The organism is Mycobacterium sp. D16Q16 (assembly GCF_002013745.1).
Taxonomy (GTDB): domain Bacteria; phylum Actinomycetota; class Actinomycetes; order Mycobacteriales; family Mycobacteriaceae; genus Mycobacterium.
Genome location: NZ_MAEY01000022.1, coordinates 119,358 through 144,093, shown reverse-complemented (window position 1 = coordinate 144,093; position 24,736 = coordinate 119,358). Strand labels below are relative to the sequence as shown.

General features: G+C 64.3%; 24 protein-coding genes and 1 pseudogene. 10 read left to right on the top strand and 15 right to left on the bottom strand.

Annotated elements, in window-relative coordinates; genetic code table 11:
- The first annotated feature begins 82 nt into the window (after positions 1-82).
- From B4394_RS20440 to B4394_RS20430, 3 genes are read left to right on the top strand one after another with little or no spacing between them, the layout of a single operon-like run.
- A complete protein-coding gene (locus B4394_RS20440; RefSeq protein ID WP_078316114.1) occupies positions 83-889 on the top strand; it encodes an MIP/aquaporin family protein in 807 nt (268 codons plus the stop codon).
- Complete coding sequence (gene glpK / locus B4394_RS20435; RefSeq protein ID WP_078316113.1) at positions 882-2,399, top strand: glycerol kinase GlpK; 1,518 nt, start codon at positions 882-884, stop codon at positions 2,397-2,399. Before B4394_RS20440 ends, glpK begins: the two co-directional genes overlap by 8 nt.
- The gene (locus B4394_RS20430; protein WP_078316112.1) at positions 2,396-4,123 is read left to right on the top strand and encodes a glycerol-3-phosphate dehydrogenase/oxidase; all 1,728 of its coding nucleotides are present in this window, start codon (positions 2,396-2,398) and stop codon (positions 4,121-4,123) included. The genes glpK and B4394_RS20430 overlap by 4 nt, the downstream gene beginning before the upstream one ends.
- Positions 4,124-4,130: 7 nt before the next feature.
- On the opposite strand, the gene B4394_RS20425 is transcribed toward B4394_RS20430, so the two are convergent.
- The gene (locus B4394_RS20425; protein ID WP_078316111.1) at positions 4,131-4,844 is read right to left on the bottom strand and encodes a PadR family transcriptional regulator; all 714 of its coding nucleotides are present in this window, start codon (positions 4,842-4,844) and stop codon (positions 4,131-4,133) included.
- Positions 4,845-4,985: 141 nt separating this feature from the next.
- Here B4394_RS20425 and B4394_RS20420 point away from each other — a divergent pair, with 141 nt between their 5' ends.
- Both B4394_RS20420 and B4394_RS20415 read left to right on the top strand, forming a co-directional pair.
- Entirely contained in the window at positions 4,986-5,360 is a 375-nt protein-coding gene (locus tag B4394_RS20420; RefSeq protein ID WP_078316149.1) for a hypothetical protein, read from the top strand.
- Between the two features lie 4 nt (positions 5,361-5,364).
- A complete protein-coding gene (locus B4394_RS20415) occupies positions 5,365-6,636 on the top strand; it encodes a cation:proton antiporter (RefSeq protein ID WP_078316110.1) in 1,272 nt (423 codons plus the stop codon).
- 368 nt (positions 6,637-7,004) lie between these two features.
- On the opposite strand, the pseudogene B4394_RS25835 reads toward B4394_RS20415, so the two are convergent.
- Positions 7,005-7,271, bottom strand: a pseudogene (locus B4394_RS25835) (RDD family protein); the annotation flags it as partial.
- 131 nt (positions 7,272-7,402) lie between these two features.
- Between B4394_RS25835 and B4394_RS20405 the strand changes: the two are divergent.
- Entirely contained in the window at positions 7,403-8,395 is a 993-nt protein-coding gene (locus B4394_RS20405; protein WP_078316109.1) for a stage II sporulation protein M, read from the top strand.
- Between the two features lie 3 nt (positions 8,396-8,398).
- Here B4394_RS20405 and B4394_RS20400 read toward each other — a convergent pair whose 3' ends face one another.
- The 5 genes from B4394_RS20400 to B4394_RS20380 are packed head-to-tail and all read right to left on the bottom strand — an operon-like array spanning position 8,399 to position 13,524.
- Positions 8,399-9,748 (bottom strand): DUF58 domain-containing protein, encoded by a 1,350-nt coding sequence (locus B4394_RS20400; protein ID WP_078311606.1) that lies wholly within the window; start codon positions 9,746-9,748, stop codon positions 8,399-8,401.
- A complete protein-coding gene (locus B4394_RS20395) occupies positions 9,748-10,716 on the bottom strand; it encodes an AAA family ATPase (protein WP_078316108.1) in 969 nt (322 codons plus the stop codon). Before B4394_RS20395 ends, B4394_RS20400 begins: the two co-directional genes overlap by 1 nt.
- Positions 10,713-11,852 carry a DUF4350 domain-containing protein gene (locus tag B4394_RS20390; protein ID WP_078316107.1) on the bottom strand — a complete coding sequence of 380 codons (1,140 nt, stop codon included), beginning with the start codon at positions 11,850-11,852 and terminating at the stop codon, positions 10,713-10,715. The genes B4394_RS20395 and B4394_RS20390 overlap by 4 nt, the downstream gene beginning before the upstream one ends.
- Complete coding sequence (locus B4394_RS20385) at positions 11,849-12,496, bottom strand: DUF4129 domain-containing protein (RefSeq protein WP_078316106.1); 648 nt, start codon at positions 12,494-12,496, stop codon at positions 11,849-11,851. The genes B4394_RS20390 and B4394_RS20385 overlap by 4 nt, the downstream gene beginning before the upstream one ends.
- Entirely contained in the window at positions 12,496-13,524 is a 1,029-nt protein-coding gene (locus B4394_RS20380; RefSeq protein WP_078316105.1) for a glycerophosphoryl diester phosphodiesterase membrane domain-containing protein, read from the bottom strand. The genes B4394_RS20385 and B4394_RS20380 overlap by 1 nt, the downstream gene beginning before the upstream one ends.
- 269 nt (positions 13,525-13,793) lie before the next feature.
- Between B4394_RS20380 and B4394_RS20375 the strand changes: the two genes are divergently transcribed.
- Positions 13,794-14,492 carry a class I SAM-dependent methyltransferase gene (locus tag B4394_RS20375; protein WP_078311601.1) on the top strand — a complete coding sequence of 233 codons (699 nt, stop codon included), beginning with the start codon at positions 13,794-13,796 and terminating at the stop codon, positions 14,490-14,492.
- Here the strand turns inward: B4394_RS20375 and B4394_RS20370 are convergent.
- The 4 genes from B4394_RS20370 to B4394_RS20355 form a co-directional block, all read right to left on the bottom strand.
- Positions 14,489-15,817 carry an HNH endonuclease signature motif containing protein gene (locus B4394_RS20370; RefSeq protein WP_078316104.1) on the bottom strand — a complete coding sequence of 443 codons (1,329 nt, stop codon included), beginning with the start codon at positions 15,815-15,817 and terminating at the stop codon, positions 14,489-14,491. The two genes, B4394_RS20375 and B4394_RS20370, sit on opposite strands and share 4 nt — an antisense overlap.
- 92 nt (positions 15,818-15,909) lie before the next feature.
- A complete protein-coding gene (locus tag B4394_RS20365; protein ID WP_078316103.1) occupies positions 15,910-16,734 on the bottom strand; it encodes a DNA-3-methyladenine glycosylase family protein in 825 nt (274 codons plus the stop codon).
- A gap of 38 nt (positions 16,735-16,772) precedes the next feature.
- Positions 16,773-17,378 carry a hypothetical protein gene (locus B4394_RS20360; RefSeq protein WP_078311598.1) on the bottom strand — a complete coding sequence of 202 codons (606 nt, stop codon included), beginning with the start codon at positions 17,376-17,378 and terminating at the stop codon, positions 16,773-16,775.
- Positions 17,379-17,475: 97 nt separating this feature from the next.
- A complete protein-coding gene (locus B4394_RS20355) occupies positions 17,476-18,363 on the bottom strand; it encodes an HNH endonuclease (RefSeq protein ID WP_078316102.1) in 888 nt (295 codons plus the stop codon).
- 169 nt (positions 18,364-18,532) lie between these two features.
- Here B4394_RS20355 and B4394_RS20350 point away from each other — a divergent pair, with 169 nt between their 5' ends.
- The 3 genes from B4394_RS20350 (at position 18,533) to B4394_RS20340 (ending at position 21,033) form a co-directional block, all read left to right on the top strand.
- Positions 18,533-19,771, top strand: coding sequence for an acyltransferase family protein (locus tag B4394_RS20350; RefSeq protein WP_078316148.1), 1,239 nt, complete (start codon positions 18,533-18,535; stop codon positions 19,769-19,771).
- Positions 19,772-19,842: 71 nt separating this feature from the next.
- Complete coding sequence (locus B4394_RS20345) at positions 19,843-20,535, top strand: Rv0518 family GDSL lipase (RefSeq protein ID WP_078316147.1); 693 nt, start codon at positions 19,843-19,845, stop codon at positions 20,533-20,535.
- 15 nt (positions 20,536-20,550) lie between these two features.
- Positions 20,551-21,033: a hypothetical protein gene (locus tag B4394_RS20340; RefSeq protein ID WP_078316101.1), complete on the top strand. Its 483-nt coding sequence runs from the start codon at positions 20,551-20,553 to the stop codon at positions 21,031-21,033.
- A gap of 7 nt (positions 21,034-21,040) precedes the next feature.
- Here the strand turns inward: B4394_RS20340 and B4394_RS20335 are convergent, their stop codons facing one another.
- From B4394_RS20335 to B4394_RS20325, 4 genes are all read right to left on the bottom strand, one after another.
- On the bottom strand, positions 21,041-21,757 hold the full coding sequence (locus B4394_RS20335; RefSeq protein ID WP_078316100.1) for a GNAT family N-acetyltransferase: 717 nt from the start codon (positions 21,755-21,757) through the stop codon (positions 21,041-21,043).
- A 161-nt stretch (positions 21,758-21,918) separates the two neighbouring features.
- Complete coding sequence (locus B4394_RS20330) at positions 21,919-22,503, bottom strand: hypothetical protein (protein WP_078316099.1); 585 nt, start codon at positions 22,501-22,503, stop codon at positions 21,919-21,921.
- Positions 22,504-22,572: 69 nt separating this feature from the next.
- Entirely contained in the window at positions 22,573-22,716 is a 144-nt protein-coding gene (locus tag B4394_RS25495; RefSeq protein ID WP_176138348.1) for a hypothetical protein, read from the bottom strand.
- A gap of 545 nt (positions 22,717-23,261) precedes the next feature.
- Entirely contained in the window at positions 23,262-24,677 is a 1,416-nt protein-coding gene (locus tag B4394_RS20325) for a DUF2130 domain-containing protein (RefSeq protein ID WP_078316098.1), read from the bottom strand.
- Between the last annotated feature and the right edge of the window lie 59 nt (positions 24,678-24,736).

The following is a 24,736-nucleotide window of genomic DNA, read 5'->3' as shown; positions in this document are numbered from 1 at the left end:
ACCGTCAAGATCGTTCGACAATGCCGAATGCAGTCTATTGTGACCGGTGACACCCACTCCTAGATTCGGTGACATGAGGCACATGGGCCAGCTGGCCGCGGAGTTCGTCGGCACGCTGATTCTGATTCTGTTCGGAGTCGGTGTCGTCGCCCAGGTGGTCACGGCGGGTGACCAGGACTACGGCAATCACAACTCCATCGCCTGGGCCTGGGGCATCGGCGTCACTCTGGGGATTTTCGTGGCCGGCCGGGTATCCAGTGCCCACCTGAACCCGGCCGTCACCGTGGCATTGGCGGCCTTTCGTGATTTCCCGGGGAAACAGGTGTTGCCCTTCATCGCCGCCCAGACCGCAGGAGCTTTTGTGGCGGCGCTATTGGTGCGGTGGAACTACGGCAGTGTGCTGACCGCCGTCGATCCGGGGCACACCATTGCCACGCAGGGCGTGTTCTCCACGCTGCCGGGTAACGGCGCGCTCGACGTCAGTCTGTGGGGTGGCCTGCGCGACCAGATCATCGGTACCGCCATCTTGTTGTTCCTGATCTTCGCGATCACCGACAGGCGCAACATCCGGATGCCCGAGAGCCTGGCACCGTTCGCGATCGGCGGTGTGGTCGTGGGGCTCGGCATGGCATGGGGGTCGATCGCCGGGTATGCGATCAACCCGGCCCGCGATTTCGGCCCGCGGCTCGCGTCCTATCTCACCGGATTCGATACTGCGTTTGTGGACCAGCACGGCGCGCAGTACTGGTGGGTGCCCATCGTCGGACCGCTCATCGGCGGTCTGCTGGGCGCCGCGCTGTACCGATACCTGGTGGAACCCTTCCTACCCGCAGACGAAGATTTTCTCGCTCAATCCCCATCGCATACAGAGGAGTTTGCCAATGGCTGATTTCGTGGCATCGATCGATCAGGGCACCACGAGCACGCGTGCCATGATCTTCAACCACGCCGGCGAGGTGATGGGGCGCCACCAGCTGGAGCATCAGCAGATCTTGCCGCAGGCGGGTTGGGTGGAGCACAACCCCGTGGAAATCTGGGAGCGCACCGCTTCGGTGCTGACCACCGCGTTGAACTCGACCGGCCTCGGCTCCATTGACCTTGTTGCGCTGGGCATTACCAATCAGCGTGAGACAACGCTGGTGTGGAACAAGCACACCGGTCGGCCGTACTACAACGCCATCGTGTGGCAGGACACCCGTACCGACCGCATCGCCTCGGCGCTGGGTCGTGACGGACGCGGTGACGTGATCCGGCGCAAGGCGGGATTGCCGCCCGCGACGTACTTCTCTGGCGGAAAGATCCAGTGGATTCTGGAGAATGTCGACGGGGTGCGCCGCGACGCGGAGAACGGCGAAGCCATCTTCGGCACCACCGACAGCTGGCTACTGTGGAACCTGACCGGGGGAGTTGACGGTGGTGTGCACGTCACCGACGTCACCAACGCCAGTCGCACCATGTTGATGAACCTGGAGACGTTGGACTGGGACGACGAGCTACTGGGCTTCTTCGGGGTGCCGCGGCAGATGCTGCCGCAGATCCGACCTTCGTCCTCGCCGGAGCCGTATGGCGTTACCCAGCTTTCGGGCCCAGTGCGGGGCGAGGTGCCTCTTACCGGTGACCTGGGCGACCAGCAGGCGGCCATGGTCGGTCAGGTCTGTCTGGAGGCCGGTGAGGCGAAGAACACCTACGGCACCGGCAACTTCCTGCTGCTCAATACCGGCGAGGATCTGGTGCGCTCCAAGAACGGGCTGTTGACCACGGTGTGCTACCAGTTCGCCGACAACAAACCCGTATACGCCCTGGAAGGCTCGATCGCGGTGACCGGATCTGCCGTGCAGTGGCTGCGCGATCAGCTGGGGATCATCAGCGGCGCCGCCGAGAGTGAGGATTTGGCGCGGCAGGTGCCGGACAGCGGAGGTATGTACTTTGTCCCCGCGTTCTCGGGATTGTTTGCACCGTACTGGCGTTCGGACGCGCGCGGGGCCATCGTGGGCATGTCGCGGTTCAACACCAATGCGCATCTGGCGCGTGCCACCTTGGAAGCGATCTGCTACCAAAGTCGCGAAGTGGTCGAGGCCATGGAGGCCGATTCGGGTGTCCACCTCGAGGTGCTCAAGGTCGACGGCGGTATCACCGCCAACAAGCTCTGCATGCAGATCCAGGCCGATACTCTCGGTGTGGAGGTCGTCAAACCCGTTGTCGCCGAGACCACTGCGCTCGGTGCGGCCTATGCGGCGGGTCTGGCGGCCGGCTTCTGGAAGGACGCCGACGACCTGCGACAGAACTGGCTGGAAGACGAGCGGTGGAGCTCGTCGATCACCGAACAGCAGCGTGCCGAAGGGTTCTCGGGCTGGAAGAAGGCCGTCCAGCGCACCCTGGATTGGGTTGATGTCTCATGAGCGACAAAATCGAACCGTTGAGTCCGGCGGGCCGCGCGCAAGCGCTGGCTCGGCTGGAGGCCGAAGAGCTGGACATTCTCGTCATCGGAGGCGGAGTCACCGGATCGGGTATCGCACTCGATGCGATAACCCGGGGTTTGACAACAGGTTTGGTGGAGGCGCGGGACTACGCGGCGGGTACCTCCAGTCGTTCGTCGAAGCTGTTCCACGGCGGCCTGCGGTATCTCGAACAGTTCAACTTCTCATTGGTGTTCGAGGCGTTGCGCGAGCGTCAGTTGGTGCTCAAGACCCTGGCGCCGCACCTGGCGCACCCGGTGCCGTTCCTGTACCCGCTGTCGGCTCCGGTAATCGACAGAGCGTACGCCGGGCTGGGCATCGGTGTGTACGACATCATGGGTGCCGGCCGCGGGGTGCCCTCGCACATGCGGCATCTGGGTCGGCACAAGACCATCGAGGCGTTCCCGTCGGCCAACCGGGCGAACGTGCGTGGTGCGATCAAGTTCTATGAGGGCCAGGTGGACGATGCCCGGCACACCATGACTTTGGCGCGAACCGCCGCACGATACGGCGCGGTCTGTGCGACGAGCACCCGCGTGATCGGGTTTCTGCGCGAGCGCGACGAGGTCGTCGGTGTTCGGGTGCGTGACCTGGAAAGCGGTCGTGAGTTCGAGGTCCGCGCCCGGCAGACCATCAATGCCGCGGGCGTATGGACCGACGAGATTCAGCAGATGGTCGGTGGCCGAGGGCAGTTCAATGTGCGCGCCTCCAAGGGCGTGCACATCCTGGTGCCCAGGGCCCGCATCAACTCGTCGGCGGGCATCATCACCCGCACCGAGAAGAGCCTGCTTTTCGTCATCCCCTGGGGCAGTCATTGGATCATCGGAACCACCGATACCGACTGGGATCTGGACCTGGCGCATCCCGCGGCGAGCCAGTCCGACATCGACTACCTCCTGGAACATGCGAATACGCTGTTGGCCGACCCGCTGGATCGCGATGACGTGGTCGGTGTGTATGCCGGCCTGCGCCCGCTACTTTCGGGGGAATCCGATTCGACGAGCAAGCTGTCGCGTGAGCACGCGGTGGCGAGTCCGGTCAAGGGTCTGACCATGATCGCGGGCGGCAAGTACACCACGTACCGCGTGATGGCCAAGGATGCCGTCGACCATGCCGTGCATGGTCTGGAGCGGATGGTGCCACCATCGATCACCGAGCGGGTGCCGCTTCTGGGAGCCGAAGGCTATGGCGCGCTGTGGAACGCGCGCGAGCGGGTGGCGGCGCGCAACGGCCTACGGGTGAACACCGTCGAGCATCTACTCGGCCGATACGGGTCGATGATCGACGAGGTGCTCGGACTCATCGACAGTGACCCGAAGCTGGGTATGCCGATGGACAGCGCCCCGTCGTACATGAAGGCGGAGATCGTCTATGCCGCGAGCCACGAGGGCGCCCTGCATCTGGACGATGTGCTTGCCCGCAGGACACGGATCTCCATCGAGACATGGGATCGCGGCGATGCGGCGGCCCGGGAGGCCGCCGAGCTGGTGGCTCCGGTGCTCGGCTGGGATGCGGCCGACATCGACCGCGAGGTTGAGCATTATCAGAAACGCATTGCCGCCGAGCGTGAATCGCAACGCGCGCCGGACGACAGAACCGCCGACGCGGCCCGCCTCGGCGCCCCCGATGTGCGAGGGGCCGTTACGGGCCACGTGGTGGAACCGTAGGACAGGCTCAGTCGGTCTCACCCAAGATGCCGTAGATCTGCTTGCGGGCAGAGTTGACGATCTCGATGATCCGCTGCTGCTGCTCGGCTGAGGCCGCGTGGGCCGACTGCGCGACCGCACCCATCAGCTGGCCGAGTGCCGAACGAAGATCGAGCACCGAGGGATCGGCGCCTTCGTTGATCTTGTCCCAGGGCGGGGTGTCGAGTTTTTCGGCCGCCTCGCGGCCCTCGGCAGTCAGGTCGAACTGCTTGCGACTGCCGCTGCCCTCGGCCTCAACGATGAGGCCCTCGTCGACGAGCAGTTGCAGTGTCGGATACACCGAACCGGGGCTCGGCCGCCAGATGTTGTTACTGCGTTCGGCGATCTCGCGGATCATCTCGTAGCCGTGCATCGGGCGTTCGGCGAGCAGCGCCAGGATGGCGGCCCGGACGTCGCCGCGCTGGCCACGTCCCCGTCCGCGTCCACGCTGCGGGTCACCTAAACCGAATCCGAAGGGACCAAAGCCGGGACCGAATCCACGTCCGAACCCGCGTTCCATGAACGCGCCGGGTCTGCGACGACCGGCCCAGGCTTGCTCCTGGAACTCGCCGCGCGGATCGCAGTCGTGCTGACGACCGCCGTGGCGCCGACCTGGTCCGCGACGTGTGGGGTCGAAACCGAATCCGAAACCAAAGGGTGTGTCGGGCCGGAACTGATCGGCCCTTTCTTCATGGGAAGTCATTGTGTTGCTCCTTAGTGCTTGGGAGGAGGCGGTATCGCCTCTCGATAGTTAACGATATATCGGAATCGATCGTGATGCAACGAAAACTTTCGGCGACGATTTTCCGGGCTGCTGCCAGACATGCGCCGTAGGGTGACCGCCATGACGGTGAAGTGGCTGGAACAACCCGAGGACCATGACTATGCGGCGGCCGTGGATTACCTGACGCTCGTCGGTGAGGCCGATGTGGTGAAGCGGACCGTGAAGGCGCTGCGCAATGCGACGCTGGAGTACCGCAAGGCCAAGGACATCCTGCGGGCGGCTCACCTGGACATGCTGCCCAAGACCAATGCCCACGTGGCCCGCGACCTCGCGAAGATCGCCAAGGACAAGGCGCTGTCCCCGATCTTGCTGGTGCGGGGGAATGCGGGCTCAGGAGCGCGGCTGGAGATCGCGGACGGTTACCACCGGGTCTGCGCGAGCTATATATCCGACGAAAACACCGACATTCCCTGCCATCTGGTCTCGTGGCAGTAACTCCATGACTGGCTTCGGTTTCCCAACGCTGGCGATCGTCGTCGTCGTCGGAATGGTGGGGCCGCTGTTAGCGCTCAATACGCGACTGCGGATCCCCGTGGTCATCGGCGAACTTCTCGCCGGAATCGTCATCGGCCGCACCGGATTTGGTTGGATCGACGCCTTCGATCCAACGTTCAAGATGTTCGCCGACGTCGGATTCGCGCTGGTCATGTTCGTGGCAGGCACGCATGTGCCGATTCGCGATAAGACCATGGTGGCGGCACTGCCGAAGGCGGCGCTGCGCGCTGTCGTGGTGGGCGTGGCCGGTGCGGTGTTGGGTGTGTTGCTGGCCAGCGCATTCCACACGGGGCATGCGCCGCTGTACGCGGTTCTCATCGCCTCCTCATCGGCGGCACTGGTACTGCCTATCATCGACTCGCTGAGCCTTGATGGCCCCAAGGTGCTGAGCACCACCGCCCAGGTGGCCATCGCCGATACCGCCTCGATTGTGCTGCTGCCCTTGGTCATCGATCTCAAGCACGCCCCCCGCGCGGCGGTCGGCGCGGTGGCGGTCGCGGCGTGCGCGGGCATTGTCTTCGTGGTCCTGCGCGCGCTCGATCAGGCTGGAACGCTCGATCGGTTCCACGACTATTCGAAGCAGCGCCGAGTGGCCATGGAGCTGCGGATCAGCCTGGCCATCGTCTTTGGGCTGGCGGCGCTGGCCGTGGAAACCCATGTATCGATCATGCTGGCCGGATTCGCCCTGGGTCTTGTCGTCGCGGGCATCGGGGAACCACGCCGCCTTGCCAAGCAGCTCTTCGGATTCACCGAAGGCTTCTTCTCGCCGCTGTTCTTCGTCTGGCTCGGGGCGTCGCTGCACGTGCGCGAGCTCGGTGAGAACCCCAAGCTCATGCTGCTGGGTCTGGGGCTGGGTAGCGCGGCAGTGTTGGCGCACGTGGTGGGCCGGATCTTTGGACAGCCGTTGTCGCTGGGTGCCTTGGCCGCCGCTCAGCTCGGCGTGCCCATCGCCGCGGCCGCGATCGGTGAGCAGCAGCAGTCACTGATACACGGTGAGGCCGCGGCGCTCATCCTGGGCGCGCTTGTCACGGTCGTCGCGGCGACCCTGGGCGGCGCGCTCTATGCGAAGACATCGGCTCGAAATCAGCCAGGTGTGGCGAAACCCGAAGGCCCTCGGGGTGACTCGGAGGGCTCCGGCACTGCTGATGCTGGGGGCGGCGGGGCGGATGGTGCGGCCCAGTCCACCGGCGGTTCCGGCAATGGGGCTGGGGGATAGGACGGCTGCATCTGCTCGAGGGCCCGAAGGTGACGTTCGGCCAGCACCGCGGCAAGCATGAACTGTGGGGGAGTACCCGGCGGAGGGGGCGGTGCGATGCTGGCGAGCACGTCGGTGGAGATCTGATAGAGCATCTGGTCTCGAGTGTGCGGTGCCAATTGCCCTGCGCGGTTGAGGAATTGACGGACCAGGTTGGCCTGATCGGTGGTGAGCCCGGACAGTTGCAACGTCTGCGCCCACGCAGCCAGCTGCGGTGGCATGACCGGGGGCGGAGGGAGTTTGGGTCCCCGTTCGCTGATCACCATCGTGCCCGCGAAGATGTCGCCGAGGCGCTTACCCTGGGGCGACACCAGGCTGGTGATGACGGCCGGGGCGCCCATAAACAGGTAAATCTCCACCACGGCCGCGAGCGCGCGGATGACGGCCTGCCGCAGGCGTTCCGGGCCGCCGTCATCGGATACCACGCGCAATCCCATGGCCATCTTGCCCAAGGAGCGTCCCCGGGTGGACATCTCCCAGATGACCGGATAGCCCACGAGTGCCAGCACCGAATAGGCGATACTGAGCGCCCCGGCCAGTGCCTCGTCGAACTGCGAGAGCGAGAACGCGACGACGAAGATGCCGGCGTACAGCACGATCACCTGGACGAAGATGTCGATGAACGCGGAGACGACCCGCACCGGGAGCTGGGCAACCTTGACGTCCAAGACAACCGCGTCGCCCGTCACCAACTCCGACATGCCCCGAGACTACTAGTATTTGCCAGATGGACGTGGACGCATTCGTCGCCACTCACCGGGGGACATGGGACCGACTGGAGTTGCTGCTCAAGCGCAGGCGGAGCCTGAGTGGGCTAGAGATCGATGAACTGGTCGACCTGTACCAGACGGTGTCGACACATCTGTCGACCGTGCGGTCGTCCTCGGGGGATCCGGCCTTGGTCGGACGGCTGTCGACATTGGTTGCTCGGGCGCGTTCTGCCGTCACGGGCGAGCATGCCCCGCTGTGGCGTCATTTCATCCGATTCTGGACGGTGTCCTTTCCGGTGGTCGCTTACCGCAGCTGGCGCTGGTGGCTGGGTGCGGCGGTCGGGTCGATGGCGGTGGCGGTCGCGGTCGGCATCTGGGTAATGCATTCACCCGAGCTGCAATCGGTGATCGGGACACCCGATGAGATCGCGCACCTGGTGAATGAGGACTTCGAAAACTATTACAGCGAACATCCCGCGGCGGCCTTCGCACTGCACGTGTGGATCAACAACTCGTGGGTGGCGGCACAGTGCATCATTTTCGCCGTGCTGCTGGGCATACCGATCCCGTTTGTGCTGTTCCTCAACGCGGCGAATCTGGGCCTGGCGGGCGGACTGATGCTCGCGGCGGGCCGTGGCGACGTGTTCTTCGGCTTGATCTTGCCGCACGGTCTGTTAGAGCTGACGGCGGTGTTCCTGGCCGCGGGCGCCGGAATGCGCCTGGGATGGAAAGTGATTGACCCCGGCGACCGCCCCCGTGGACGGGTCCTCGCCGAACAGGGACGTGCCGTCATGTCGGTGGCCGGCGGACTGGTTGGGGTGCTGCTGGTCAGCGGTCTCATCGAGGCGCTGGTCACCCCATCGCCGCTACCGACGTTCGCGCGCGTCGGGATCGGTGTGATCGCCGAGGTGCTGTTCCTGGCCTATGTCGTGATTCTGGGGAGGCGCGGGGTCGCGGCCAATGAATCCGGCGATATCGAAAACGCTCCCGACTACGCGCCGGCGTCCTGAGCGTTACAGGCGCCCGGACGCTTTCAACGACAGGTACCGGTCGGCCAGCGCCGGAGCGATCTCATCCGGCGGGGCATCGACAACCTCGACACCCTGCCGGCGCAGCAGCGTGACGATGCGCCGTCGCTCTCCTCGGGTACGTTCGGCCGCGGCCGCGTCGTAGACCTGCTCGACATCGAGTGACCGAATATTTCCTGGCGCCGTGGCATTTTCGGGCATCACCATGTCGTCGACCCGCGGATCGCTGACCGCGGCCACCATCAGGTGGTGATGGCTGGTCAGCTGTGGAAGCAGCGGCAACAGGCCCTCCTCCAGCGCTGTCGGGTTCAGGTCGGTCAGGAGCACGATAAATGACCGATGGCGGGACCTGCGGCGGATGGTGGCCACAAGATCGCGAGCATCGGACTCGACAAGCGACGGCTCCAGCGGCGCCATCGCGTTGACCACCAGTGGAAGCAGCTCGTTGCGCGACGCCCCCGATACCTGCGAGCGCACCGCACGGTCGTGCGCCAGGAAATCGACGCGATCTCCGGCACGAGATGCCAATGCCACCAACAGCAATGCGGCGTCCATCGCCCAATCCAGCCGGGGCCATCCGGAGGGATCGCCCGAGGTGGGGTCGACGCCGATGCGTCCCGCCGAGGTGCGGCCGGTGTCCAGGACGACGAGGATGCGGCGGTCTCGTTCCGGTCGCCAGGTGCGCACCACCACGTCGTTGCGTCGGGCGGAGGCGCGCCAGTCGATGGAACGGACATCGTCGCCGACGACATATTCACGCAGCGAGTCGAATTCGGTGCCTTGGCCACGGATCAGGACCGGGATGGCGCCCTCCAGCTCGCGCAGTCTGGCTAGCCGGGATGGTAGATGCTTGCGGCTTAGGAACGGGGGCAGCACCCGCAGCCGCCACGGCACGTCGTGACGCCCCTGCCGCCCGGCCAGCCCGAGTGGGCCCACCGTGCGCACGGTCACGGTCGCTGGCTTGTGATCGCCACGGCGTAGGGGGCGCAAGGCGGTAACGACCTGGCTGCGTTCGCCGGTGCGCAGATCCAACCGATGCGCACGCGGGGTGGCGCGCATACTCGGTGCCCAACTGTCGCGGATCCATCCGCGTGCCCGACGCCCCGGATTCTGGACCTGCAGGGCGATATCCGCGGATTCGCCAAGTCGGATGGAATCGGGCCCTGATCGGACAAATGTCAGCCGGCGTGGGCTGGCGGCGGCGGCGATATCGACGACAATCAGCACCGCGAGCGTCAGGAGCAGCAGCCAGAACAGCCGAACCGGCCACGGCGACACCAGAATCAGCAGCGCGCTGAGTAGCGCCGCCAATCCCGCGCGTCCGGTGAGAATCACTAGCGCGGCACCGGAACCGTGACCAGGATGCCGTCCAGAACCCGGTCCGAGGTCGCGCCCTCCAGCTCGGCCTCGGGGCGCAGACCGATGCGGTGGCGCAGGGTGGGGCGCGCCATGGCCTTGACGTCGTCAGGAGTGACGTAGTTGCGACCGGACAGCCAGGCCCACGCGCGGGATGTCGCCAGTAGTGCCGTCGCCGCACGGGGGGAGGCGCCCAGCTGCAGCGAAGGTGACTGACGGGTGGCGCGGATGACGTCGACCACGTAGGCGAGCACCTCGGGAGCCACCAGCACCCGGCCCACCGCGGCGCGACCCGCCTCTAGGTCGGCGGCCGAGGCCACCGCGGTGACGTGCGACAGGTTGCGGGGGTCGAAGCCCTGTGCGTGCCGCTCCAGGATGGCAATCTCTTGATCACGTTCCGGTAGGGAAACATTGAGCTTCATCAGAAAGCGGTCCAGCTGAGCTTCGGGCAGCTGGTAGGTGCCCTCGTACTCGATGGGGTTCTGGGTCGCGGCCACGATGAACGGATCAGGCAGTGGGCGTGGGGTGCCGTCGACCGTGACCTGGCGTTCTTCCATGGCCTCGAGTAGCGCCGCTTGAGTCTTGGGAGGGGTGCGGTTGATCTCGTCGGCCAGTAGCAGATTGGTGAACACCGGACCGGCGCGGAATTCGAATGCCGCGGTGCGTGCGTCATAGACCAGAGACCCGGTGACGTCGCCGGGCATCAGGTCGGGGGTGAACTGCACCCGCTTGAACTCCAGGGACAGTGCCGCCGAGAGTGTGCGAACCAAAAGGGTTTTCGCGACGCCCGGTACACCTTCTAACAGGACGTGTCCGCGGCATAGCAGCGCGACGACCAGGCCGCTGACCACCGAGTCCTGTCCGACGACCACGGTGGCGATTTGCTCACGTAACGCGGCGAGGGCATTGCGTGCGGCGTCCTCACTGGAAGTTGCCTGTGTCGTCACGAGTCGCGGACCTGCCTTTCGATGATGTCAAGCTGCTGAGTCAGATTGCTGAGCTGCTGGTCGTCCGTCGGGACGGGGCCGAACAGCACATGATGAATCTCCACGGGATTCCTGCCGATTCGCTCTGCCACCGTGGCGGTGATGACCTGTGGTATCTCGTCGACGGGAAGGCCGAGCCGGCGCACGATCCGGTACCGCGCCGCCTCGCGTAGGGAGTCGGAGGCGAGGTCGCGGGCGCGGCGCGAACGATACAGCCGCCCCCGCCCCTCGGTGGTTTCCGAGGCACGTACGATCACCGGAAGTTTCTCGGCGACAACGGGTCCCAAGCGGCGTCCGCGCCAGATGGCCAGTAGCAGCACGACGATGCAGAGCTGCCAGATGGCCATGCTCACCTGGTTGGGGATCAGGTCGCCCATTGATTTCGGTTGGGCGCTGGTGCCGACCTTCGGCCGCTCGGGTACGTACCACACCAGGTGGGAGGAGCGGCCGGCGAGATTCATGGCGAGCGCCGCGTTGCCCTGCTTGGCCAGTTGCACGTTGGTCAGCGGGGTGTCATCACCGAGCACGGTGATGGTGTGGTTGCCGTCCTGATAGCGCACCAGCGTGCCCGCATAGCAGCTGACCTGGCCCGGTCCTGGGCTGGTGAATGTATAGGTGGGGCCGATGTATGTCTGAATTACCCCGGCGCGCTGGGCTTCTCGTAGGTCGCAGCGTGGTTCGGTGATCTCGTTGCCTTGATACGAGGTGATGCGTACCTGTGCGGCCAGTCGTTCTCGGGTGGCGGAAAAGGGAGCCAGCAGCAGGCGGTCCCCCGGAAGCTCGACGAGGACGTCCAGTATCTCGTCGGAGATGTTCCCGTTGTCCAGCACCATGAGTTGGCTGCCGGGGCGCATCGCTTCACGGACCTCGGAGATGGTGGTGGCGCGTGTGACGGTGACGCCGCGGTCGCGCAGCAATTGAGCGAGCGCGTGCCCGCCACGCTGGGTGACGGCATCCGGGTCGAGGTAGCCTTCAGGCCGAGGCGTTTTGGTGACGAGCAGGGCGGTGACGACGATGCCGGTCAAGGCGGCGAGTATCCACGCCCAGGTGCGCCAGCGGTCCCGCAGGCGTGGCGATGTCGCGGTGCTGGTGGTCACCGCACCGCCTCCCAACCCGTCGTCACAGCGGGATCCGCGGAGGTGACGAGGACCGGGGCGTCGCGGATGTGGTCGTCCAACTCGGCGATCTTGCGATACGACTTCTCGGTGCCCGGACGTTCGCCGTAGCTCACGTCGTTGAAGATTTCCGCGCTGGACCGGAATTCCGCTGCCAACGAGGGCAATTCGCGCCCGGCGTCGGCGGCCAGCTCGTTGGCGGTACGGCCCGGCACCGGCGTCAGAATCGTGCGTTCCTCGAGCTGACGTGCCACTGCACGCAGTCGGTGCCGGATGGCCGATGCCCAATCGCCCTGGGCTGCGGCAAGTTCGGCGGCCGCCCGGTGTTCTGCCGCGGTCAGCTCGCCGGATTCGAACAGTCCGAAGTCGCCGCCGCCCTTGGTTCGAACCGCGCGGCGGGCAATGCGGATCAACAGCACCACGGCGGCGATGAGGATCAGCGTGGTCACCAGAATGGTGAACCAGCCGCCGGGAAGCTCGCTGGCCCGGAACTCCAGGTAATCCAGGTGCTCGATGATCCAATTGATCAGACGGTCGAGCGGCGACGGGCGCTCGTAAATCGGCTTCGCGAGTTCGTGCTGGGCTGCCTCGGCCGCGGATTCACGGTCGATGTCGATGGCTGGCATTACACCTGAACCGGGGGATACGCGGGCAGCCACAACGCATCAGGGTCGATGCCCGGCTGGCCGAGGCGTTCTCGCGTTCTGGTCTCGGTCTGCAGCACCAGATCGAATGCCTCGGTGCGCATCCGCTGATCGGTGTAGAGCAGCACATTCACCGCGGCGTTGAACGGCAGCGTGATGATCTGGGCGATGATCACACCGACAGTCGTGAGCGCCAGACCCAGGATCATCGCCGTGCTGCTGGTGTTCGAGGTGCCCATGCCCATGGAGATCTGCCCGCCGATGCTGAAGGGCATTCCCAGGATGCCTGCCACGAAGCCGACGATGATCGAGGTGAGTAACAGGATGCCCAGCAGGCGCCAGTAGCTCTTGCGCACCAACGACATCGAGCGGCTCAGCGCCCCGAAGACGGTCTGGCGCTCAAGGATCAGCACTGGTGAGGCGAGGGCGAACACCGGGATCAGGTAGAAGTAGAGCGCCAAGAAGCCGAACCCGAGTGCGAAACCTGCCGGTACCGCGCCCCAGGGGCCGACGGTGAGCGCTAGCGCGACTACGCCGGAGATACCGATCGCGAGGGGCAGGGCGAGCAGTAGGCCCGAGGCGAATGCCAGCCCGATGAGGGCCCATATGCGTGGTTTGGCGCGCTGCCATGCTGCCGCGGGGGTGGTGTGCTCGCCGAATACGGAGCGGCCCACGGTGACCGTCAGCATGCCGCTGAGAACAATGGTGACCAGAATGGTGATCACATAGCCAATGAGTGCCCCGCCGAAGTACCCGATTCCGAATGCGGCGGCAAATGCGTCGTCACTGTTCGCGTCGAAGCCGGCGGCGCCGCTCAGGAGCCCGATGATGGGGCCTGCCTGCAATGCGAAGGTCAGCAGCTGGCTGATGACCACGACGACGGCCGTGATCCCGATGGTTGCTTTGGGATTGGCGCGGATGGCGGCGACGGCTCCGTTGTAGAGGGCGGACAGATCTAACGGCCGCAACGGGATGACTCCGGGTTTCAGGGCGGGCGGCACCGGCGTCACCCAGTAGGGAACCGGTGGCGGGCTCGGGTATCCGGGTGGCGGTGGCTGATACCCAGGTGGCGGGTATCCATACGCCGGTGGAGGGGCATAGCCAGGTGCAGGAGGAGGGTAGGCGGGCGGGGGTCCCGGGGGTAGCGGAGACGGAGTGACGCCCCCCTCGTCGTTGCTCATGACTCCATTTTGGCGGCTGAGGGAGTTTCTGGCAATTGCCTCCTGATTCTCATGTCAATACCCTTGACATATGTCAAGCGGATTGACATTCTGAATGTATGACTGAGAAGATCGCTACAGAGGAATTTGATCTCGCGTTTGAGGCCGCGTACCGCGGCGAGCGTCCCGACGGTCTGGGTGTGAGGCCGCCGTGGAGCATTGGCGAACCACAGCCGGAGATCGCGACGCTGATCGCCGAGGGCAAGGTGCGAGGCGAGGTGTTGGACGCCGGCTGCGGCGAGGCGGCGACCTCGTTGTATCTGGCCGAGGCGGGACACAGCACCGTCGGGCTCGACTCCGCGCCCAAGGCCATTGAGTTGGCGAAAGGCTATGCGGCCGAGCGCGGTCTGACGAATGCCAGCTTCGCGGTCGCCGATATCTCGGCCTTCACCGGGTACGACGGGCGGTTTGACACCATCATCGATTCGACGCTGTTCCACTCGATGCCCGTCGAACTGCGCGAGGGCTATCAGCGTTCAATCGTTCGGGCGGCCGCACCAGGTGCTCGCTACTACGTGTTGGTCTTCGATCGGGCCGCGTTCCCGGCGGAATCACCCGTCAAGGCCGTTACCGAAAACGAACTCCGGGATGTGGTTTCGAAGTACTGGTCCATCGACGAGATTCGTCCGGCGAAGATCTACGCGAACTTCAATGGGTTCGAACAGGGTGTGGCGCAAGGCTTCGCCCGGCACCAGGTCGAGCCCGATGGCCGGGCATCGGTTGCGGCGTGGTTGCTGTCGGCTCACCTGGCGGGCTAGCTGTCTAGGAGGAACCGCTCAGGGTGGTGGTAGGCATTGGTGCGGACCTGGCCTGTGTCGAGGTGCGGTGGCGGAATCCATTCAGTGAGCCCGTCGCTACGGCGTTTTCGGGTAGTCCAGCCCTGTTGTAGCAGCCGATGGTGCGGGCCGCAGGCGAAGGTCAGATTGTCGATGTCGGTGGGCCCATCGTCGCGCCAGTCGTCGACGTGATGCACCTGGCAGAGATAACCCGGCACCGTACATCCAGGCGCCGAACAACCGCGATCCTTGGCGTGTAAGACAATTCGTTGATCGGGAGTCGCGATCCTTTTAGACCGCCCGAGGTAGAGGGGACGGCCGCCGTCGTCGAATATCGAGAGGTAATGCAGGGAGTGGGCAGCCATCCGGATCAGATCGGGGATAGGCAGTAGGTTGCCGCTACCCGATATCGCCTGCCCGGCTGCGCTCTGCAGCTCGCTCAGCGTCGCCGTGACCACCACGGTGACGGGTAGTCCATGGTGTGAGCCCAGCTTGCCGGAGGTCAGGGTGCTGCGCAGGCAGGCCCGCAGTGCATCGTGATTGCGTTGGGCGGTAGATCGCGTGTCTCGCTCGGCGGCCGCTGAGTCGGGTGCACCCTCGGTGATGGGAGATTCATCGCGAGGATCGCACATGCCCGGCGCGGCGAGCTTGCTCAACACCGCGTCGAGGTAGGCGCGGGTCTCCGGATCCAGCAGGCCGCTGACGGCGCTCATCCCGTCGGATCCCTGGCGTCCGATCGATATGCCCCGCCTGCGGGCGCGGTCGATGTCGGAGAAGCGGCCGTCGGGATTAATCAGAGCCGCGATCCGCTCGGCGCCAGCGCGGAGTTGTTCCGGGCCGAACTCGGTTCCCATTGATGCCAGCCGCTCTTCGGCGGCCTCGCGGGTGTCGGCGTCGACCGCCTCGGGTAAGACGTCGAAGAACCTGCGGATGATCCGTACGTGCTCGTCACCGAGGCGGCCCTCTCGCAATGCGTGGGCGGCATGCGGAAGTAGGGGCTGCAAAGGCTCGCCGGTGAATGCGCGCCGTGGGCCGAGATGTGCGGCGTCTGCGAGGCGGCGCCGGGCGGTTGCGGTACTTATCGAGAGGTGCCGGGCCAGCACCTCCGCGAATGACGTGCCGCCCAACGCGACTGGCGAACCGCGTTCCACCAGCCGGGCGGTCAGCGTATGTGAGGCCGCGGTGATCTTGCGCTGTGCGACTTCCAGTTGCCGTAGTGCCGAGAGTAATTCAGGATTGTTGAGCTCATCGAATGACGACTCGACGACGGCTGCGGCCGTCGTCAGTAGATCGCCGATGGGACTCATGTCTGAAGGTTATGGACGTCGACCGACAGCGGGCCTGGGTTATCCACAACCGCGATGGCTATCCACAAGTTTGACGAACCGCTTGTCGGATGTCAGAAGTTGCGGTAGTCCCGGACCGGCATCCGTGAACCACGTCTCTCCGGCTTGGGTGCCGCTAGCTCGATGAGCCGAATCACGCGATAACGTTGCCCGGCATAGGGTTCCAGGAGTTCCAGCATGCCGGCGTCGTCCGTTTTGTGACCAGTGAGCGCGAGGCCCACCTGTCCGGCGATGTGGTAGTCCCCGACGGGGACGGCGTCGGTATCGCCGAGCGCACGTGCTCGGACCTCAGCCTCGGTCCACGGCCCGATTCCGTGGATCGAGGTCAGGTGCCCCGGTTTGGTTTCCACGTCGACGGTGGCGGCCGTGCGGATGGTGCGCATGCGCACCGGTTCGGCACCGGACCTGTGCCACTCCCACGACGGGATGTCGAGCCATTCCCGTTGGGGCGGTGGGACATTGGCGCAGACCAGGTCGGTGCCGACATGGTTGATCAGATAGCGCCAGGCGCGCCAGGCCTCCGCGCCGGGCACCTTCTGTTCCAGCACAGCGGGGACGAGGGCTTCCCAGACGCGATCGCTAGCGCCGAGACGGACGCCTTTCGCGCCCCGGACCAGCCGGGTGATGACGTCGTGTTTCGGTGTGAGTGCCTCGGGCTCGTCGTCGGCGCCCAGCAGGCGAGGAAGGCGATCCAGCAGCCATTCGGCCCCGTCGCCGCAGGCGCGGCCGACGACTGTCTTGTCTTCACGCGAGATCGTCAGCACGCCGGGGCCATCCGGAGTGTAGGAGCCCCGGGTAATGGATCCTCCGGAAGACACGCGATACGTCGGGTCAGTTGACCCGCGGCGATGGATGCCGAGCGTGCGGCGAATATCCAACGGCCACGGTGGAATCCACTCGCGGGTGAGTGACGCTGCTAGGCCCCCGGGCAGAACTTCCAGCCGCCCGTCTCCTTTTTGAACTCGATGTCGTGCTTGCCCTTGGCGTCGGTGATGTGAATGACGGCGGTGTCGCCGTCGATCTCGAGACCAGTGATTTTCGATGGGCCGTTGTCGGCCTTGGTCAAGGCGTTGAGATCGGGAGCCTGGCCGCTGCCCGCGATGTCCTTGAATGCCTCGCGGTACTTGGCGCAGAAGAAGGTGAGCATCTTCTTGAAGTCGTTCGCCTTGGCGGCCTCGGCCATCCCGGAGATGGTCTGCTTGATCTGCTTGATGTCCTCGTCTTTGTTAGCGCCCGAGGAGCGGGGCGCGTCGACGATCTGATCGTTGGCGGACGTTCGGGTGCTCTGGGTGCTGGAGTTGGTGGTGGTGAGGCCGAGTACCAGCAGGGCGATCAGGAAGATGCCGAGCGAGCCGCCGACGACGGCCAGGGCCTTCTGCTGCGGGGACATCGGTGGCCGGGGTGGCTTCGGGGTCGGGAAGTACCCGCCAGGAGGCGGGCCGTACTGGTCAGGCTGCGGGTATCCCGGGAACTGGGGCTGAGGCTGCTGGAACTGGCCGTGGGGGTACTGCGGTTGCGTCATTTGTGTGTCTGTCCTAGCGCGGCGGCGGTCATGGCATTCCCTGCCAGTGTGCCGGATGGGGGAGGTGCGGGTGCCGCTCCGCCGAGAACTATGCGGATTAGCCTGCCGTCCGGAACTCTTCGAACCTCTCGGCGAGCCGGTCCTTGCAGGGTAGGTCTGCGCGACGAGGCGGTAGTGACAACGCACGGCCATCCATTTCCTGAAGCCCATGCTTCAACATTGGCCCGTCGTTTTCTTCCATGAGTTCGCGGTTGATGCTGACTGTGTAGTCCGGCGAAATTCCAAGGAGATTCGCGTCATACGCGGCGTGGTGAATTTTGCAGAGACTCAGTCCGTTTTCGACAACAGGCAGTCCATTAGGTTTGTTGTCGCCGATGATGTGTGCGGCGTCGAGGAGCTTCCCATGTCTCAATGTGCATACAGTGCAACGCTGTTCGTAGGCCATGAGGATCCGGCCACGGAACTCAGGTTGATGCAGCCGTAACTTCACAATGCGTTCCGCGTACTCGCGCTCTGCGGGCTTCAAGTGCAGGGGGTCTGCTACAAAACGCAGACTCTCGTCCAGCGCGAGCATGAATCGGCGTTGAGTGACATCGTCGGCCACGACATAGACCGGGAAAATGGGGACGAACACGGCCTTCTTTATCTTGCGTAAAAGAATAATAGGCAAAGCGAGTTCGTAGGCTCGACGTAGTTTTCGATTGCTGCCGTTTGTGCTGCCTACTCGGTAGTCGTAAGCGAACAAAGAATCACCAATATCGGTGTCTGAGTATGGGCTGTCGGGGCTAGAAACCACAGATAGCGTCGCATTCAGGTCTGCGGGATTCCAGATGCCGCCGCTTTGGTCGATGACTCTCCGTATTTCGCCGTTGTCAATCTGAAGAGCCTCAAGATCGGCTCGAGTGGCGACTCCGTGCTTAGCACGGATTTCAGCTAAGCGATCGAAGATCATTCTGCGTAGTTGCAGCTCGATCGCGCTGTCCACTAGCCGAGTGTCCCACGCGTTCGCGGAGTCGTCCGGGCACCACGCACTCGAGGAATACGGCACCTTCCAGGCCGCGCTGATACCCTCCGAGGACGGTCTGTTGGGGACGCAGGGGAGGCGCGCGACCGGCCGGCAACGAAAAATGCCTGGTGAAGCAGAGATGAGAGTTGTGCGCGGCGGAGAGATCAAGGCCCTCACAGGGCTTCGCATCATCGCCGCGCTCTGGGTTGTGCTCTTTCACTTCCGCCCGCTGCTGGAGGAATCCGTCCCCGGATTCCGCTCCGCGCTGGCACCCGTCCTGAACTGTGGCGCTCAGGGCGTCGATCTTTTCTTCATTCTGAGCGGGTTCGTGCTGACCTGGAACTACCTCGACAGGATGGGCCACCGCTGGTCCAGCAGGGAGACGCTGCACTTCCTGTGGCTGCGCCTGGCCCGGGTGTGGCCCGTCTACCTAGTCACGATGCATCTGGCCGCGCTGTGGGTCATCTTCACCATGCACGTTGGGCACGTACCGCCGAAGGACGTCAACGGATACGACGCCATGAGCTATGTGCGCCAGCTCTTCATGGTGCAGCTGTGGTTCCGTCCGTACTTCGACCTGTCCAGTTGGAACGGCCCGGCGTGGTCTATCAGCGCCGAATGGCTGGCCTACCTGCTCTTCGGCGGCCTGGTCCTTGTCATCTTCCGGATGGCGCGCGCGACCCGCGCCCGCAGCCTGATGGTTCTGGCCGTGGTGGCCTCGCTGCCGCCGGTCATACTGCTGCTGCTGACTGGGCAGTTCTATACCCCGTGGAGCTGGTTACCGCGCATCGTCATGCAGTTCACCGCGGGCGCGCTGGCGTGCGCGGCGGTGAGTCGGCTGCGGCTGACTCACCGCTCTCGCCATATCGCCGGCTATGTGGCGATCGCGATTATCGCGGCGATCGTGGGTGCGCTGTACTTCCTGGACGCTCATCCGATCTCCGGAGTGACTGATAGCAGCGGGGTGGTGGATGTCCTCTTCGTGCCGCTGGTGATGGCGCTGGCGGTGGGCATCGGCCCGCTACCCACACTGCTCTCTACGCGCGTCATGGTCTACGGCGGTCAGATCTCCTTTGGGCTGTACATGGTGCATGAGCTCGTGCACGTCTCCTGGACATGGACCACCAAGCAGTTCGAACTCTCACTGACCGACCCCGGCGGGGGCTGGATCGTGCTCGGCCTGATTGCACTGTCCGTGGTGCTGTCCATGGCGCTGTATCACGGCGTGGAGGAACCCGGACGGCGCTGGATGCGCCGCATGATCGGCGTCACCAAACCAGCGATCACCGATCACCATGTTCCGCACAATCGCCATAAACACCAGGTGCCCGCGGACGTGAAGGATTCCGATCGGGAGCCGGTGCCCACAGGTGTAACGAGCCGATAGTTTCAAACGAATAACGCTGTGCCGCAGCCGGGTTTGAGGCCCCTAAAATGCTGGGGACAGTGGAGGTAGTAGTGGTTCGTCTGGCGGCGATCGTCATCGCATTCGCGTTTCTCTTCGGTGTGGCTGCCCCGCAGCCCGCGCCGGTGCGCCCCTACCGACTCGCCTACTTAGGTTCCGGACTGAACCATGTCGCGGTGGTCAGCGATTCGTACACCACCGGCACAAAGGAAGGCGGCCTGGGCGCCAAGTCGTGGACATCGCTGGCATGGCGGATCTTGGGACGCGAAGGAGTCCGCATCAACGCCGACGTCGCTGCCGAAGGGCGCGCGGGGTACGGCGTGCGCGGTGACCACGGCAGCGTCTTCGCCGACCTCACTAACCGAGTGGTTCGTCCCGACGACGAGCTGGTGGTGTTCTTCGGTTCACGCAATGACCAGGGCGTCGATCCGGACGTGTACGCCGAGGTGACCCGCAATACGTTGGCGTCGGCGCGGCGCATGGCACCGGCGGCCAAGCTGCTCGTGATCGGCCCACCCTGGCCGACGGCTGATGTGCCCGACGTGGTGTTGCAGCTGCGCGACATTCTGTACGGCGAGGCCTGTGCGATCGGCGCATCCTGGGTGGATCCGCTGGCCGAGCGCTGGTTCGTGGGGCACCCGGAGCTGATCGGCTCGGACGGCGTGCACCCCAACGATGCCGGGCACGCGTACATGGCCGACAAGATCGCCCCGCTCATCGGTACCCGGCTGACCCGTCGGCTCTGAGAGTAGAGTCCAGGCATGACGCGGATCGCGTGGTTAGCCGGAATTGCCTTGGCAGCGTTCACTTTTACAGGCTGTGGTTCAACATCGACGGAGCAAAAGCCCGTGTCCACGTCGGCCGCGCCATCCTCGACATCGCTCCCCGAGCCTTCGCACAAGGTGGTGCCGCCGGGCGGCGTCTACTGGAATCCGGTGACCCAGCAGCCGGAGGAGAAGCCCACGCAGATCGTGCTGACCCCCGCCGACGCCGGAGACATGCTTGTCGACATCACCTGGGACAGCTGGACGCAACAGCAGGCCACTGGGAAGGCAGTCCGCGCGACCAAGGACTGTGTCCCCGACTGCGCGACGGGCGGGACAACCCGTCGGGACGTCACGCTGACCTTCCAGGACTCGAAGGCGCTCCCCGATGACAGTGGGTGGTGGCAGTTCACCAAGCTGATCATCACGGACCGTGACGGCAAGGCTGAGACCGTCGACATGCCGGTGACCGCGCAATAGGAGCGCGCTAGTCGGCGATCACGTCCAATGTGCCGAACAGCGTGAGCCCCGCGGCGGGAGCCAGCGCGCTGGACGCCACGTTGTCCACCTGGCACCGGTATTGCGGTTCATAACCCTGCGCGCAGGCATACCGAAACGCGGCACGCACCAGCAGTCGGGCGTGCCCTCTGCCCCGGAAGATCGGCAGCGTCAGCACCCCGAGATCCATGATCGCCGCGTCCTCCCACTGATAGATGCTGGAGACGGCGACGAGGCGGCCGTTGTCGAAGGAACCGAACACCGCCCAGTGATCCAGTTCCACCTGGGCATTATCCAAGTCTTGTTCCGAGGCAGCCGATTCGAACGCTGCGAAGATGGCCGCGTCGTCCGCCGTCAGCCGACGGACATCTCCGGTCGGTACCTCGGCCACGAGTGCGGCGCGGGCCTCGTCGGTGAAGTAGAACAGGTTGTCCGCACCGTGCATCGCGATGTCTGCGTTGTCCAGTCTGGCCCAGAATTCGGATCTCGAAATCGGTTGTGCACCATCATTTCCAGTGCGCTTGGCGAGTTCCGGAACGAGCGCGACGCTGGTCTTGCCGTCCGCCGTGCGTAGCACCATCAGCCGACTGTCCTCGTCGAGGTCAGGGTAGACGGCGAGTTGGAAATCGTCATCGGTGTGCAGGATGGTGCCCCGGCCAAGATAGCCCTGCCAGAAATCGGTGATGATCGGGGAGAAATCAGACATCGGCTCTATCTTGTGTGAGGTAATCGGTTATGGCACAAACGGATCCAGAGTAGAGACCAGAATGGGGTAGCGCCACCGAATATTGCGGCGAGTCACCACAGATCAGGCCGCCTACGTCCCGAAGGACACAGGCGGCCTGATCTGTGTGGAGTTCTAGGGCGTCAGCCCATCAACGACGTGAGCAGCGGATTGCCCGAGGTCTCGGCCCGCTTTTCGGGGTCGGTGCAGTCCTTCCACTTGCCGTTCTCCAGCACGAATTCGCGTTGCTGATTGGCGGTCACGTCGTGGCCCTGCGCGGTGACCCCGGCGGTGGCCGTCGGTCCGGTGACGTTGATGTCGTGGACGTCGTAGGTGACGCCGGACAGCACCTCTTTGGCTGCTGCGCGGAACGACGAACGGTAGGCCTTGTCGTCATTGTTCTGGATCGCGGTGGTCAGCGCCTGAGCGGTGGGAGCGGAGACCCCGGCCGCGGACGCAACGGCGCTGATCATGCCCGGCCCGTACCCAGCGACCTGACCGATCGGGGGGATCTGGTCATCAGCAGACTTCGAGGCGATCGTGCCGCGGTACTTATCGCAGAAGAATGTCGAGAGTGTGGCGTTGTCGAGCGACTTGATCGCCGAAGCCTCGCCGGAAATGATCTGCCGGATCTGCTGATCATCGGCAGGGGCGGCGGCGGCCAACGCCGGTCCGCTGAGTGCGGCTGCCAGCGCGATCACGCCAGCGCCCATAAGGCGATTCTTCATCTAAAAGCTCCCATCGTCGGGTTTTGTCAAACCTTACCGAATGAAATGTCGCGCGTTCCTGCTTAGCTGTTACCGGTACATGGCGACCAGGAGCACCAGTGCTGCCAGTACGCCAATCAACATCACGGCCTTGCGCAGCTTCCAGACAAGAAGCAAACCGATGGCGACGGCCGCGAGGGCGACAGGATTCGACGCGAGTTCAGAGACGGCCATACCTCCACCATGTCACGGTGGTGGGGTAACGCGCTGCTCCGCCATGCGTATGAAAAGGGCCCTGACCGGGGATTCCTGGTCAGGGCCTTACTTCCAGCGTCGGGGTGGCGGGATTCGAACCCACGACCTCTTCGTCCCGAAATCGGCGGTTCCAGCCATTTTGAGTGAATTGGCAGCGTTGGATTTTGCAAGGTCAGCGCGTTGGCGGCGTTGGCTGAGTTCGGGCGGAGTCGAGAGCGCTGCGGACTGGCTGTGGACTGGCGAGGCTATGATTTCCGGCCCGCTGTCCGGGGAGGCGGTTCTAGCTGCGGCCAAGCTGGTCCGCGGCCGGCGCAATGAGGACGTGTTTGACCAGTGGCCCTCGGGTCTGTGCTCTAGTCGAATGACCCCGGCCTCGCCACCGGCTTGAGACCGGGGTTTAACGAGTTCAAGTGGTGCGGGCCTGCTTGCACATGGGGATGAGTGGGCGTATCCGGTTTAGCGAAACACTGACAGTGATGTGCCCCTCAGCCGGGGAGGCTAAGGGGCACATCAAAACGGGTCGGTCAGGCGGCCCCAGGCTCCTGCGGCGGTTCGAGTTCTGCGAATTTGACTTTCATCGTCTCGTTGCCCCGGATGAGCTTCTTGACACTGAGAGCGGTCGCCTTGTCGTTGGCGAGGCGGAGGTTATTCTCCGAGCCGAGCAACGCGTCCTTCACCTTCTGGAGGCGATCGATAGTGGTGTCGATCTCCTTGATGGCGGTATCGAACTTGCGCTTCGCAAGGTCGTAGTTCCTGCCGAACGCCGACTTGAACCCGTCGAGTTCCGCCTCGAAGTTGGTGATGTCGATGTTCTGCTTCTTCACCTGCTCCAGTTCGGCCTTGACCACGATGGTCTCCTGGGCAGCATTGCGCAGCAGGGCGACGATAGCGAGGAAGAACTGCGGCCGGACGACGAACATCTTCGGGTACTCGTGTGAGACGTCGGTGATGCCGGTGTATAGCTCGGAGTCCTCTTCCAGCATGGACACGAGTACGGCGTACTCACAGCCCTTTTCCCGACGGTCCTTATCGAGCTTGGCGAAGAAGTCGGAGTTCTTCTTCTTGTTCGATGATCCGTCGGCCTCGTTCTTCATTTCGAACATGATCGAGATGTACTCGACCCCATCGTCGTTAAAGTCACGGAAGATGTAGTCACCCTTGGTTCCGCCGGATGCGTCGTTGTCCTTACCGAATTCGGCGTTCGGGAATGCTAGCGCCCGCACGCGGTTGAACTCGGTCTCGCAGTGCTGCTCGAGATCCTCGCCGAGCAGCTTCACTGAAAGCTTGGCCTTCAGGTCCTTTAGGCGTTCGATGAGATCGTCCTTGAGTGCGATCTCCTTCGAGTGGCTCTGTTTGAGCGCTCCTTCAGAGACCTTATGCTCGGCTTTCTGGAGGGCGAGCTTGTTCTCGGCCTGATCGAGCTTGTGCTGCACCGCCGACACGGCCTTTACGAGAGCGAGTTCCTGGGTGGTGCTTGCGTTTTCGAGTTCGGCCTTCAGTCGCTGGATCTCCGCGTCCTTCTCGGAAGCAGTCTTCTGGGCCGACTCGCTGACTTTCGCGACCGCGAGAGCCTGGGCGGTATCCGCGCCGTCCAGCTCAGCTTTGAGCCGCTCGATCTGAGTATCCTTGTCGCCGAAGGCTTTCTGGGCCTCCTCAGCGGCCGTCGCAATTGCGAGAGCCTGCGCAGCGCTGGCCCCTGCAATCTCGTTCTTAAGCCTCTGAATCTCAGCGTCTTTCCGTGCGGCAGCCTCCTGCGCTTGCTGAGCGACCTTCGCTTCAGCGAGCTTGATCTCGGCATTCTTGGCCTTCTCGGCCTCGGCGAGCCGCGCGTGGAGTTCCTTCTCGAACTCCACGGTCCGTACCTGCTGTACGAGGCCTGCATAATCTGCTTCGTCGATGGTGAATACGGTCCCGCAGTGCGGGCACTTGATCTCGTTCATTGGCTATCTCCTTCCTGTGTCACCAAGGTCAATCTGGCCTGACTGGAAGGATGTAAACC

Excerpts from the sequence above, each read along its gene's own strand:
- B4394_RS20440 (WP_078316114.1), top strand. The coding sequence starts at position 83 with ATGGGCCAGCTGGCCGCGGAGTTCGTCGGCACGCTGATTCTGATTCTG.
- glpK (WP_078316113.1), top strand. The coding sequence starts at position 882 with ATGGCTGATTTCGTGGCATCGATCGATCAGGGCACCACGAGCACGCGT.
- B4394_RS20430 (WP_078316112.1), top strand. The coding sequence starts at position 2,396 with ATGAGCGACAAAATCGAACCGTTGAGTCCGGCGGGCCGCGCGCAAGCG.
- B4394_RS20425 (WP_078316111.1), bottom strand. The coding sequence starts at position 4,844 with ATGACTTCCCATGAAGAAAGGGCCGATCAGTTCCGGCCCGACACACCC.
- B4394_RS20420 (WP_078316149.1), top strand. The coding sequence starts at position 4,986 with ATGACGGTGAAGTGGCTGGAACAACCCGAGGACCATGACTATGCGGCG.
- B4394_RS20415 (WP_078316110.1), top strand. The coding sequence starts at position 5,365 with ATGACTGGCTTCGGTTTCCCAACGCTGGCGATCGTCGTCGTCGTCGGA.
- B4394_RS20405 (WP_078316109.1), top strand. The coding sequence starts at position 7,403 with ATGGACGTGGACGCATTCGTCGCCACTCACCGGGGGACATGGGACCGA.
- B4394_RS20385 (WP_078316106.1), bottom strand. The coding sequence starts at position 12,496 with ATGCCAGCCATCGACATCGACCGTGAATCCGCGGCCGAGGCAGCCCAG.
- B4394_RS20375 (WP_078311601.1), top strand. The coding sequence starts at position 13,794 with ATGACTGAGAAGATCGCTACAGAGGAATTTGATCTCGCGTTTGAGGCC.
- B4394_RS20370 (WP_078316104.1), bottom strand. The coding sequence starts at position 15,817 with ATGAGTCCCATCGGCGATCTACTGACGACGGCCGCAGCCGTCGTCGAG.
- B4394_RS20360 (WP_078311598.1), bottom strand. The coding sequence starts at position 17,378 with ATGACGCAACCGCAGTACCCCCACGGCCAGTTCCAGCAGCCTCAGCCC.
- B4394_RS20340 (WP_078316101.1), top strand. The coding sequence starts at position 20,551 with ATGACGCGGATCGCGTGGTTAGCCGGAATTGCCTTGGCAGCGTTCACT.
- B4394_RS20335 (WP_078316100.1), bottom strand. The coding sequence starts at position 21,757 with ATGTCTGATTTCTCCCCGATCATCACCGATTTCTGGCAGGGCTATCTT.
- B4394_RS20330 (WP_078316099.1), bottom strand. The coding sequence starts at position 22,503 with ATGAAGAATCGCCTTATGGGCGCTGGCGTGATCGCGCTGGCAGCCGCA.
- B4394_RS25495 (WP_176138348.1), bottom strand. The coding sequence starts at position 22,716 with ATGGCCGTCTCTGAACTCGCGTCGAATCCTGTCGCCCTCGCGGCCGTC.
- B4394_RS20325 (WP_078316098.1), bottom strand. The coding sequence starts at position 24,677 with ATGAACGAGATCAAGTGCCCGCACTGCGGGACCGTATTCACCATCGAC.